This window comes from Bacteroidota bacterium (genome assembly GCA_020402865.1).
In the GTDB taxonomy this organism is placed as follows: Bacteria; Bacteroidota; Bacteroidia; order Palsa-965; family Palsa-965.
Genome location: JADBYT010000040.1, coordinates 56022 through 68037 on the forward strand (window position 1 = coordinate 56022; position 12016 = coordinate 68037).

Sequence of the window (12016 nt, forward strand, 5' to 3'; positions counted from 1 at the left end):
AGGATGAAATTTTAGCACTGAGTGAATCCTTGATTCGCACACAGGGTTGTAATGCATTCAGCTATTACGACCTGGCAGAGGCTTTGAAGCTGAGGCCGGCAGCTATTCACTATCATTTTCCGCATAAAGACGATTTGCTTACTGCCGTGGCTGTTTCGGCTGGTGAAAATTTCAGGCATTCGGTAGCCGAAATTGAACAACAGTATGCTTCACCGGAAGCGCAGTTGCAGGCGTTTATCAGGCGAATTTACAAGCAGCCTGCCGGCGAAGGCAAGCTCTGTATTGTTCTTGCGCTTGGCAGCGATTATTATTCACTTCCGCCGGTGTGCAGCGATGCGCTTCGTAAAACCACTTCGGTTATTCTCGAATGGCTTGCGGCAGTGCTTGAGGCCGGGAGAGCGCAGAAAAAATTCAGTTTTCACGGCTCGTCACGAAATCGCGCGCAGCTTATGCTGGCGGCGCTCAGTGCTTCACTTCCGTTAAGCCGCCTCTACGGCAAACGAATTTTTACCGAAATTCAGCAGCAATTGCTCAACGATATTATGGTTCAACCTCCGGCCAGGCGCCGGACTGTATCGCCCAAAAAATGAAACGAGTTGTAATTACCGGTATCGGTGCCCTTACTCCGCTTGGCAATTCGGCCGAAGCGTTTCGTCAAAATCTCTTTGCCGGAAAAAGCGGCGCTGTGCCCATCACGCATTTTGATGCCTCGAAATTCAAAACGCAGTTTGCCTGCGAACTCAAAGAGTTCAATCCCGAAAAGCTGCTTGAACGTTCGGGTTTGCGCCGAATGGATCCTGTAACCTGGTATGCACTTGCGGCTGCCGATGAGGCGCTTGCACACGCAGGCATACTGGCCGAAGGTGCTGTAAACAAAGACCGCGTGGGCATCATCTGGGCAAGCGGCAATGGCGGTTTTTACACCATTCAGGAACAGGTGTCGGAATTTGCCCGTGGCGACGGCACGCCGCGTTTCAATCCGTTTTTTATTCCGAAAGTATTGATTGACATTACTTCCGGGCAGCTGGCCATGCGCTATGGTTTTCGCGGCATCAATTATACCGCAGTTTCTGCCTGCGCGTCGGGTAATTCGGCCATAATGGATGCGTTTAACTATGTGCGGTGGGGCAAGGCCGATATTATTCTGGCCGGCGGTTCGGAAGCACCCATTTGCGAAGCCGGTGTGGGCGGCTTTAATGCCATGAAAGCCATGAGCACACGCAACGATGATCCGGCTACTGCTTCGCGGCCTTACGACAAAGACCGCGACGGTTTTGTAATGGGCGAGGGCGCAGCCGCACTCGTGCTCGAATCGCTTGATCATGCGCTGGCGCGCGGTGCAAACATCCTCGCCGAAATTGTTGGCGCAGGCATGTCGGCCGATGCGTATCACCTTACCTCAGTGCATCCCGAAGGGGCCGGTGCCAAGCTGGCCATGCACATGGCCCTTGATGATGCCGGCATTACGCCCGATGTCATCGACTACATCAACACACACGGCACATCAACACCAAACGGTGATGTGGCCGAGCTTAAAGCCGTGGCCGATGTGTTCGGCACTCATATCCGCCGCATGAACATCAGCTCCACCAAATCAATGACCGGCCACTTGCTTGGCGCGGCCGGAGCAGTGGAGGCACTGGCTTCCATCTTTGCCATACAGGACAACCGCATTCCGCCCACCATCAATCTTTTCAATCCCGATCCCGAAATTCCCGAAGGCTTCAACCTTACACCGCATGTGGCGGTTGAACGTGAAGTGAATTATGCAATGAGCAATACATTTGGTTTTGGCGGGCACAATGCCATTTCCATTTTCAAAAAATGGAAGCCATGAGCATCACCGATCTTATTTCGGCGGCTGGCGTAACGCTTATTCTGGCTGCTTTTTTTCTGAGTACGTTTAAATACATCAGCACCTCTTCGCGTATTTATTTTGTGCTCAATTTTCTGGGTGGTTCGCTGGCGTGCTGGGGCAGTATGCGCATTCCGTCGCTTCCGTTTACCATACTCGAAGGTGTGTGGGCGCTGGTGGCGGCGGTGGGATTTGCAAAAACGTTTGCGCAGCCGCAGCAAAGCTAACGCGCTGCTGATTTCTCAAAAAATGAGGCGCATAATTAAACGGATTAAAGCATTTTCAAAATTCGTATATTTCGGTTATTTCTGAAAACTAAGCAATACGGAAATTTCCTGTGGCTTTTTTTCTTATTATTGAAAGTTCAATTACTCCAAAATCTCAAGAGAATATGTTGACTATGTATCTGGCAAAATTTCGTTTTCTGGTATTGCTTCTTATTCTTGTTTTGCTTTTGCCCGATACCCTGTATTCGCAAAATTACGGGCAATGGGTATGGATGAAGGGAAGTGACTTACCTAATCCGCCATCCATTTATGGTGTGCAGGGCGTGGCATCGCCGGCAAACAATCCTCCGGGATTGTCTGGTGTTTATAAATGGGCAGATACTACCCGGGGCAAATTTTGGATTTTTGGTGGCGTAGATTACCTCAACCGAATGTATTCTGATTTATGGTGCTTCGACTTAGCTACCCTGAACTGGACATGGGTAAAAGGGCCGGGAATTCCCGATCAGTTATCAGTGTTTGGTACACAAGGACAGCCATCACCCGTTAATAATCCTTCAGCAAGAACTGCGGGTATGAGTTGGATAGATCAGAATGGTGATTTGTATTTATTTGGTGGTTATGGATATTACGCAACCGGATACGGACAATTGGGTGATTTGTGGAAATTCAATGTGACTTCAAACGAATGGACATGGCTTAAAGGATCGCTCACGAGTAATTATCTTGGCAATTATGGCACTATCAATGTTTCATCGCCCTCTAATGAACCTCCAAGTACTTGTTGTGCAGTAACCTGGGTGTCAAACTCCAACGAGTTATACATGTTTGGAGGAATTGGAGGTCTCAAAAATACAGTGTGGAAATATACACCCGCCACCAACGAATGGATATGGCTGCATGGAACCAGTGCGATAAATTCTGTTCCTCCGGTGTATGGTACAAAGAATGTGGCTTCTCCGGCAAACACACCCGGAGGCAGATGGAATAATATTTCCTGGACAGATAAACAGGGAAACTTCTGGCTTTTTGGAGGTAGCGATTATTGGAATTTTGCTACTAGAGACATGTGGATGTATAATCCTGCTGCCAATATGTGGACCTGGATGGCTGGTGATCAGGTTCAAGATTCGCTGGTAAATGTGGACCTCAAATGTATTACAGATACAATTACTCCATCCACAAGGGCTGAAAGCAATGGCTGTTGGGTGGATGCATGTGGAAATTTTTGGCTCTACGGAGGATTTTACTTTGACATTTACCCGCTTAATGATATGTGGATGTTTAATCCCAACACACAAAAATTCACATACACCGGGGGATATACCATTAACCAGCTGGGAAATTACGGTAACATTCAGCAAGCCTCACCATCAAATTACCCGCACGGAATGTCGGGTGGTGGAGGTATGCGCGACAAGCAAGGTAGGTTGTGGATGTTTATGGGGATACATTCTTTCACGAATCCGCTATATTTTAATTCTGTATGGGTTTACACACCTGATCCATACTGTACAGGAGGGTATGCGGTAAATGCAGGTGAAGATCAGAGTTTATGTTTGCCCGTTACTCAGGTGGAATTAACTGCCAGTACCACACTCTCAGGTATGTGGTCGCAACTTTCAGGGCCGGTTGGTGTGACGATTAATTCGCCCGGTGATTTGAATACAACTGCCTCCGGATTTTCAACCCCGGGCACATATACTTTTCTTTGGACATCTTTTGACCAGACTTGCGAAGGTGTATATGACACGGTAAGAATAATCATTGCCGATGGCCTTGCGGAGATTATTTTACCCAACGTGTTTACACCCAATGGCGATGGCACAAATGATTATTATGATCAGGGCGATATTGTCACTGAAGAATTTGAAATGCGAATATTTGACAGGTGGGGAAGGTTGTTATTTACTTCAATAAATCCCGAAGTAAACTGGGATGGAAAGTTTGATGGGAACGAATGCAATGAAGGAGTCTATTTTGCTACGCTTCGCGTAACCAACTGTAAGCAGGAAAAACAGGAATACCGTACATTTTTCCATCTTGAAAGATAATGTTTACGACAAAGCTAACGCGCTGCTGTTTAAAACATAAGAAACTGCTTTGCGGCGGCAGCCTGCTTTTCTGCTAAGTTGCAGGCATGCGCATTCACCTCATTGCCATTGGCGGCAGTGCCATGCACAACATGGCGCTTGCCCTTCACGAAAAAGGCTATCACGTAACCGGCTCCGACGACGAAATACGCGAACCGTCGCGCAGCCGTTTGTTGGCTAAAGGCTTGCTGCCTGCATACGAAGGCTGGAATCCTGATGTAATTACTGCTGAACTGGATGCCGTAATTCTGGGCATGCACGCCCGTGCCGATAATCCCGAACTGCTGCGCGCGCAGGAACTCGGTCTTACCATTTATTCCTATCCGGATTATCTCTACGAACAAAGCCGCGATAAAACGCGTATTGTAATTGGCGGCAGCCACGGCAAAACGTCTGTCACGGCTATGGTGCTGCATGTGTTTAAACACTGTGGCATCGACACCGATTTCATGGTGGGCGCACAGCTCGATGGTTTTGATACAATGGTGCGCATGACGCGTGATGCAAAATTTATCGTGCTGGAGGGCGATGAATACCTTGCCTCGCCGGTTGACCGCCGTCCGAAATTTCATCTCTATCATCCGCACATTGCACTGCTCAGCGGCATTGCGTGGGATCATATAAACGTATTTCCCACGTTCGATAATTATGTGGATCAATTCCGCATCTTCATTGATAAAATTGAAGAGGGCGGTACATTGATTTATTGCGGTAATGATGAGGTGCTGAAAGAAACGGCGGAGCATACGCCCGGGCACAATCTCAATAAACAGGAATACGGCATTCCCGCACACGAAATTGTAAACGGTACCACCACGCTGCTGCGCGAAGATGGCCGTCGGGTGCCGCTGCTGGTGTTTGGCGATCACAACCTGATGAACATGGAAGGTGCGCGCCTGATTTGTGAGAAAGCAGGCATCACCAATCAGCAGTTTGATGCCGCCATACAATCGTTTAAAGGAGCCGCACGCAGACTTGAACTGGTGCGCAAATCAGAATCATTTAATTGTTACAAGGATTTTGCGCACTCGCCTTCAAAGCTTAAGGCCACTACCGCTGCAGTGCGTAAACAATTTCCACAGCGCACGCTGGTAGCCTGCATGGAGTTGCACACCTTCAGCAGCCTCACCGCCGAATTTCTTGCCGAGTATAATGGTGCAATGAACACTGCCGATGTGGCTTATGTGTATTTCAATCCGCACACCATTGCGCACAAAAAGCTTCCGCCAATCACTGAGGCGCAGGTAAAACAGGCTTTTGCAAGAGATGATATTAAAGTATCTACTGATTCGGCGGCACTGGTGGCTGAACTAAAGCAGCACAGCTGGAATAACAGTGTGCTGCTGCTTATGACTTCCGGGAATTTTGATGGCGTAAATTTTGATGAGCTTGCGGCAGCAGTTGATCCGGTGAAATAAAACAGAAACGGATGCCATAAGTGACATCCGTTTCGATTTTTACAATGTGCGCTTTTCTTTTTTGAGAATCAAAGCAGTTCCCATCGTGATAAAGAAGCCCATCAGCAGTTGCATGATGACGAACATCAATACCCTGTTTGTGATATTGGAGGGCGTAATGGTCCGAAATAAATCAATAATCTCTTTATTGGATTTTCCGGCTTCTTTCAGTTTGAGTAACTGCGCTCCCATGCTTTCGTTGTTAATACCGTAGAACCAGCCCACTGCAAAGAACAGCGTAACGATTATTGCGGCGCCGAAACCGGTTTGAAGAGCAGTTTTGAAAGAAATGAAATCGTCCTCTTCACGTCTTTTAATTTTTACTGCGGCGTAAATAGACGCAATCAGTAAAAGCATAGGAAGATAGTAGAGGATCGTGCCGAATGCGCCGGTTGGTTTAAGCGCGGCGTTCAGCATCAATGCGGCAAGGGTAAGGATGCCGCCAAAGAGGCTTGAAATATGATAGGCTTTCAAACGCATATTATCCGTTCATCGAAATCAAAAACTCCTCGTTTGATTGTGAGTTTTTCATACGGTCGCGGAGGAATTCCATGGCTTCAATCGGATTCATATCGGCAAGGTGATTACGCAGAATCCAGATGCGCTGCAACACGTCTTTCTCCATCAGCAGATCGTCGCGGCGGGTTGATGAAGCCACAAGGTCGATAGCAGGGAAAATGCGTTTGTTGGCCAGCTTGCGGTCGAGTTGCAGTTCCATATTACCGGTGCCCTTGAATTCTTCGAAAATAACTTCGTCCATTTTCGAGCCGGTATCGGTAAGCGCCGTGGCAATAATGGTGAGCGATCCGCCGCCTTCAATTTTACGTGCGGCACCGAAGAAACGTTTGGGTTTATGCAGTGCGTTTGCATCCACACCGCCCGAAAGCACTTTACCTGAAGCCGGCTGCACGGTGTTGTAGGCGCGCGCAAGGCGGGTAATGGAGTCGAGCAGAATAACCACATCGTGGCCGCATTCTACAAGGCGTTTGGCTTTTTCGAGTACGATGTTGGCAATCTTCACATGGCGTTCGGCCGGTTCGTCGAAGGTTGAGGCAATCACTTCGGCGCGTACGCTGCGTGCCATGTCGGTTACTTCTTCCGGACGTTCGTCGATGAGCAGAATCATCAGATACACTTCCGGATGGTTGTCGGCAATGGCGTTTGCTACTTCTTTCAGCAGCATGGTTTTACCGGTTTTCGGCTGCGCCACAATCAGGCCGCGCTGGCCTTTACCGATAGGTGTGAACATATCCATTACACGCATTGAGAGCGGGGCTTTCATGCGTGCGTTGCTTCCGCTGAGGTTGAATTTCTCTTTGGGGAAAAGCGGGGTGAGGAAGTCGAAAGGCACACGGTCGCGCACTACGCCGGGGTCGCGGCCGTTGATTTTGTCAACTTTGGTAAGGGGGAAATATTTCTCGCCTTCTTTGGGCGGACGAATTGCACCGCGCACGGTATCGCCGGTTTTGAGGCCGAAGAGTTTAATCTGCGACTGCGATACATATACATCATCGGGCGAGTTGAGGTAGTTGTAGTCTGACGAGCGCAGGAAGCCATAGCCATCGGGCATAATTTCCAGCACGCCTTCGCAGGCTACCATGTTATCGAAGCTGTAGAAATCGTCTTGCTTGGGCTGTTGCTGCTGCTGACGGTTCTGGAAATTAGGGTTGTTCTGGCGGTTGAAGTTGTTTCCGCCGTTGTTATAGGGTTGCTGCTGCTGGCCTTGCTGGTAGGGCTGTTGCTGCTGCTGAGGTTGCTGTTGTTGTGGCTGCTGCTGCTGCTGAGGCGGCACGGGTGTTTGCTGCGGATCAACAGGAGGGCCGTTTTGCGCCTGGATGAAAGCGGGGGGCTGCTGGTATGCCGGGGGCGGGGGCGGGGGAACCTGGCCCTGCTGGTAAGGCTTCTGCTGCTGGCCTTGCTGGTAAGGCTTCTGTTGCTGGCCTTGCTGGTAGGGTTTCTGCTGCTGATCGCGGCGCTGCTGCTGCTGGCCTTGCTGATAGGGCTTTTGCTGCCCCTGCTGATAAGGTTTCTGCTGCTGGTCGCGGTGCTGTTTGGGGGGGAATTGATTTTGCTGCTGTTCCTGATTTTCAGCGGCAGGCGGCACTACATCACTTGTAATGGCGCTCAGATCAGGATCGGGCAAACGTTTTTTCTCGGCAGGTTTTACCTCGTCGGTTTTAGCGTCTGATTCGGGTTTCTTTTCGGTCTCAGTTTCGAGCGATACAAAGCGGGGATCAGGCTTGGCTTCAAAAAGATCAGGCGTTTCGGTATTGCCCGCTGATTCGCTTTTGGGCTTGCGTCCCCGGCGGGGACGTTGCTGCTCGCCTTCCGGGGTAGTTTCGCCTGGCGTTGAATTAGCCGCACCGGCTACTGCCTGCAAATCCAGGATCTGATAAATCAGTTCCTGTTTTTTAAGTGTTTCAAATTTGGGGACGTTTAACTGTCGTGCGATTTCACGCAATTCGCCAACCAGCTTGCTGTTCAGCTCGATAATGTCGTACATGCTTTTTGAAAAAATGTGTTTTGTCAGAATTGACAGGATTGGGGAAGAACAAACACGGTAGGAGAAAAAAACTGTGTGAAAACCCGAACCCGACGTGGAACTATCTAAATGAGTTAAATAGAATATTTTTTTGGAACAAAGAAACCGGAACCGGTTTCCGACGATTAGTTCCTGATGGAACTGCTGCAATATTACAAAGAATAATCGCTTGCAACTACTCCGGTGAAAAAAAATCATTTGCGGAATACAGGCCATTTAGTCAATTTTGACCGATTTTTAATTCCTTCGCTATATGCTTCAACGTGTACAATCGCTTTTTCTGGCTGCAGTGGCAATTATTGCCCTAGTACTCCTGTTTGTGCCTGTGTTTTATGTAAATGGTAAAGATCAGGTGCAAACCGGAATTACCTTAACCGGAAATATTCTGGCCCTTCTGGTTAATCTGCTTCCTGCAGGCTGGGCCGTATTTACCATTTTTCAGTTTACAAACCGCCCGCAGCAAATTAAGTTCTGCACGCTGGGAATGATACTTTCTTCCCTGGTGCTTGCGGCCGATGTATTTCTCCCTGCTGTACTTTTCTCACAGGAAAACTCAGTGCTTACATTTGCGGCTGGCATTTACATAGTGCCTCTAAATATCCTTCTGTTTTTTGCCGCTTCCCGCTTCATTCGCCGCGACGAAGAACTTGTACGCTCAGCCGACCGTCTTCGCTGATTTAAGTTCGGCACGCGGGCCAAGTTCAATTACTTCCATTTTGCTCATCCGGCCTTTGTCGATCTCAAAGCGCAGCATGGTGCGTACATGATGAAATCCGTGCTTGCCTGCCGCACCCGGATTAAGATGCAAACACCCGAACCGCGGCGAACGCTTTACCATGAGGATATGTGAATGCCCGCAAATAAGCACCTGTGGCGGACGGTGCTGCAAAATCTGTTTCACATTGGCGGCATAGGTATCGGGTTTTCCGGCAATGTGAGTCATTAACACATCCATTCCTTCGCACACAAAACGGATGGTTTCCGGATAACGGATACGTATATCCTGCCCGTCGATATTGCCATACACTGCCCTGAACAGTTTTTTCTTTTCCAGCATATCGCTTACTTCCACATTTCCGATATCGCCGGCATGCCATATTTCATCACAGGCCTCGGCATGCCGCAGTATGGCTTCATCCATATAGCCATGCGTATCGGAAAGGAGGAGTATTTTTTTCATCGCTCAAAAGTAAGACAGATCATGCACACAACGAAAGCGGCCGCAATGTATGTTGCGGCCGCTTTCGTTGATCATTATTATTTACTTAATGAGTGTTACCGTACCCAGTTTATTGTGCTTCTGGCCGGTAATATCCACACATTTCAGTTTCCACACATATACGTCTTCCTGCGCAATATTTGTACCGCCGTTGGCGCGGCCATCCCAGCCGGTTTGCGGATTATCGGTAAAGAAGATCATATTTCCCCAACGGTCGTATATCCATAACTGATATTCATTCGGATCCAGACCAATACCCAGCGGCTGGAACACTTCATTGTCGCCATCGCCGTTAGGTGTAAAGGCGTTGGGCACAAACAGCGTAGCTTCAAGTCCAATGCACACACTATCGGTGGCAATATCGGTGCAGCCGTCGGCGCTGGTCACAGTAAGTGTTATCTCATAACAGCCGGCGGAAGGATAAGCAAACGACGGATTCTGATCGGTAGATGCTGAGTTGAGTAAATCGCCAAAGCTCCAGTTCCATGCCACAGCTCCGCTTGATGAGTCGCTGAAGAAGATGGTGGGATTTACCATTGTAGCATTATCGGGAGTTAAACCAAAGGCCGCTACCGGGTTTGCAAAAACGGTTACAAAATTTGTTTGTGTAATTGTGCCTGTGCAACCAGTAGCCGGATCAGTAACTGTAAGCTGTACATCGTAGCTGCCCGGTTGTGTGTAGCAATTGGTGGGTGTACCGCTTCCTGTTCCGGTGTTGCCGTCGCCAAAATCCCAGTTCCACACCCAGCTTCCGGCTCCGGTTAAATCAGTAAAGTTTACACATAACGGCGCGCAGCCCTGTGTAGGTGTTCCACTGAATTGCGGCACGGGCTGCGGATTCACAACTACCGATGTGGTGGCAGTTGTGGTGCAGCCGTTGAGGTCGGTAATGGTTACCGTAAATGAGCCTGAGGCAGCCGGTACATAGGTTGTTTGCAGGTTGTTTACGCCAATGGGCTGCCAGTTGGCTGTGTAGCCGGGCGTACCACCCGATGGCGTAGCGGTAAGTGTAACCTGCTGTCCGGCACAAACTGCGGCAGGACCTGTTGTGGCCGTAGCCGTTAGCTGCACGGGTTGTGTAACCACAACAGTTGCGGTAGAAGTACATCCAGCCGAATCAGCCACAAGCACTACATAACTTCCTGCAGCAAGTGAAGTGGCTGCCGAGGTGGTACTCACGTTGGGCGTCCATGCATACGTGTACGGACCTGTGCCGCCCGTGGCAGTTACACTTGCCGCACCGTCGTTTCCGTTGTAGCATGATACAGCGGTTGTGGGATTGCCCGCTAATGTTACACCGGGTGTATTGGCTACGGTTACACTATCAGTAATCCAGCAATTGTTCTGGTCAGTAACGGTAACCGTGTAGGAGCCCGGAGGAATTACGTTTGACGATTGCTGGGCAAGGTTGCCGGGATTCCATACATAACTCAGGTTCCCTGTTCCGCCCGAACCAATGGCATTTACATAGCCATTGGCCTGGTTACAGAATGCGGCGGTTGACTGCATTTGTACACTCATTGCAGCCGGTTCGTTTACGGTTACGCTGTCGGTAATGGTGCAACCCAGTGAGTCGGTAGCAGTGAGCGTATAAGTGCCTGCGCAAACGTTGCTGCAGTTAGCCGTGGTGCAGCCTGATGACCAGTTGTAGGTGTAGCCCGGTGTGCCGCCGCTTATTGTTGCGGCTAGTGTACCGTTGCAGCCGGCATTGCAGCTTGCATCCGTAGCGGTAAGCTGTGCGGCCAGTGCGGTGGGTTGAGTAATTACAATGGTTTCAGTTACGGAGCAGTTGTTGGCATCAGTTACCGTGCATACATAAGTGCCGGCAGCAAGTGCAGTGGCCGTGTTGCTGTTTCCGCTCGTGCTGTTGGCTGCTGTCGGATTCCAGCTAAAAGTGAATGCACCTGTGCCGCCGTTTCCGGTAACCGTGGCTGTGGCATTGTTTCCGCCAAAGCAGGATACGCTGGTTACAGTTTGCAAAGCAGTAACCTGCGTAGGTTGTGTAATGGTTACTGATGCAGTATCCGTGCAGTTATTGGCATCGGTTACGGTAACTACGTAAGTGCCTGCGGGAAGGCTGGCAATGGCCCAGGTACTGTCGCCGTTACTCCATGTGCAGGAGAGCGGGCCGGTACCTCCGCTGGCAAGCGATGTGGCAGTTCCGTCGCTTCCGTTGAAGCACGATACACTGGTAAACGCGGTTACGTTTACCGCCGGCGAGCCGAGGTTGTTTATGTTGGCAAGCGCTGTTGCACTACAGTTATTGCCATCGGTTACTACTACGGTGTATGGGCCGGCTGAAAGGTTGTTTACCGTTGCCGTTGAATAGTTGCCGGGTGTCCACAAATAATTAAGTGTACCCGTTCCTCCCGATGCAGTGGCTGTTACCGATCCGTTCGGGTTGCCACAGCTAGAAGGCACGGTGCTTACGCTGAGGGCAATGGCCGTAGGTTCGGTAATTGCAATCGTGTTTGTGGTGATACAGCCATTGAGATCAGTAATGGTACACACATAGGTGCCTGCGGCGAGTCCGGTGGCGGTGTTGCTGCTGCCTGATGTGGTGTTGGTCACCGCCGGGTTCCAGCTGAATGTATAGCCGGGCGTGCCGCCGCTGGCTGTAACG

At 49.8% G+C, this 12016-nt stretch carries 10 protein-coding genes; 6 read left to right on the top strand and 4 right to left on the bottom strand.

What is annotated here, in order from left to right:
• Positions 1 to 29 precede the first annotated feature (29 nt).
• The 5 genes from IM638_19765 (at position 30) to IM638_19785 (ending at position 5593) form a co-directional block, all read left to right on the top strand.
• Positions 30 to 590 carry a TetR/AcrR family transcriptional regulator gene (locus IM638_19765; protein ID MCA6365280.1) on the top strand — a complete coding sequence of 187 codons (561 nt, stop codon included), beginning with the start codon at positions 30 to 32 and terminating at the stop codon, positions 588 to 590.
• Positions 587 to 1837: a beta-ketoacyl-ACP synthase II gene (gene fabF, locus IM638_19770; GenBank protein ID MCA6365281.1), complete on the top strand. Its 1251-nt coding sequence runs from the start codon at positions 587 to 589 to the stop codon at positions 1835 to 1837. The genes IM638_19765 and fabF overlap by 4 nt, the downstream gene beginning before the upstream one ends.
• Positions 1834 to 2082, top strand: a complete 249-nt coding sequence (locus tag IM638_19775) for a hypothetical protein (protein ID MCA6365282.1) — start codon at positions 1834 to 1836, stop codon at positions 2080 to 2082. The genes fabF and IM638_19775 overlap by 4 nt, the downstream gene beginning before the upstream one ends.
• 173 nt (positions 2083 to 2255) lie before the next feature.
• Positions 2256 to 4136, top strand: coding sequence for a gliding motility-associated C-terminal domain-containing protein (locus tag IM638_19780; GenBank protein MCA6365283.1), 1881 nt, complete (start codon positions 2256 to 2258; stop codon positions 4134 to 4136).
• A gap of 86 nt (positions 4137 to 4222) precedes the next feature.
• A complete protein-coding gene (locus IM638_19785; protein MCA6365284.1) occupies positions 4223 to 5593 on the top strand; it encodes a peptidoglycan synthetase in 1371 nt (456 codons plus the stop codon).
• Between the two features lie 39 nt (positions 5594 to 5632).
• On the opposite strand, the gene IM638_19790 is transcribed toward IM638_19785, so the two are convergent.
• Positions 5633 to 6112 (bottom strand): DUF4199 domain-containing protein, encoded by a 480-nt coding sequence (locus tag IM638_19790; protein MCA6365285.1) that lies wholly within the window; start codon positions 6110 to 6112, stop codon positions 5633 to 5635.
• Position 6113: 1 nt separating this feature from the next.
• Entirely contained in the window at positions 6114 to 8135 is a 2022-nt protein-coding gene (rho, locus tag IM638_19795; GenBank protein MCA6365286.1) for a transcription termination factor Rho, read from the bottom strand.
• Between the two features lie 292 nt (positions 8136 to 8427).
• Here rho and IM638_19800 point away from each other — a divergent pair, with 292 nt between their 5' ends.
• The gene (locus tag IM638_19800) at positions 8428 to 8850 is read left to right on the top strand and encodes a DUF4293 domain-containing protein (GenBank protein MCA6365287.1); all 423 of its coding nucleotides are present in this window, start codon (positions 8428 to 8430) and stop codon (positions 8848 to 8850) included.
• On the opposite strand, the gene IM638_19805 is transcribed toward IM638_19800, so the two are convergent.
• Both IM638_19805 and IM638_19810 read right to left on the bottom strand, forming a co-directional pair.
• On the bottom strand, positions 8830 to 9354 hold the full coding sequence (locus IM638_19805; protein MCA6365288.1) for a metallophosphoesterase family protein: 525 nt from the start codon (positions 9352 to 9354) through the stop codon (positions 8830 to 8832). The genes IM638_19800 and IM638_19805 overlap by 21 nt on opposite strands.
• 81 nt (positions 9355 to 9435) lie before the next feature.
• Positions 9436 to 12016: gliding motility-associated C-terminal domain-containing protein (locus IM638_19810; GenBank protein ID MCA6365289.1), on the bottom strand; the 2581-nt coding region annotated here is incomplete at its 5' end.

Bases quoted from the DNA above. Each gene is read 5' to 3' on its own strand.
- IM638_19800 (MCA6365287.1), top strand. From the start codon at position 8,428: ATGCTTCAACGTGTACAATCGCTTTTTCTGGCTGCAGTGGCAATTATT.
- IM638_19780 (MCA6365283.1), top strand. From the start codon at position 2,256: ATGTATCTGGCAAAATTTCGTTTTCTGGTATTGCTTCTTATTCTTGTT.
- IM638_19805 (MCA6365288.1), bottom strand. From the start codon at position 9,354: ATGAAAAAAATACTCCTCCTTTCCGATACGCATGGCTATATGGATGAA.
- IM638_19775 (MCA6365282.1), top strand. From the start codon at position 1,834: ATGAGCATCACCGATCTTATTTCGGCGGCTGGCGTAACGCTTATTCTG.
- IM638_19790 (MCA6365285.1), bottom strand. From the start codon at position 6,112: ATGCGTTTGAAAGCCTATCATATTTCAAGCCTCTTTGGCGGCATCCTT.
- rho (MCA6365286.1), bottom strand. From the start codon at position 8,135: ATGTACGACATTATCGAGCTGAACAGCAAGCTGGTTGGCGAATTGCGT.
- fabF (MCA6365281.1), top strand. From the start codon at position 587: ATGAAACGAGTTGTAATTACCGGTATCGGTGCCCTTACTCCGCTTGGC.
- IM638_19785 (MCA6365284.1), top strand. From the start codon at position 4,223: ATGCGCATTCACCTCATTGCCATTGGCGGCAGTGCCATGCACAACATG.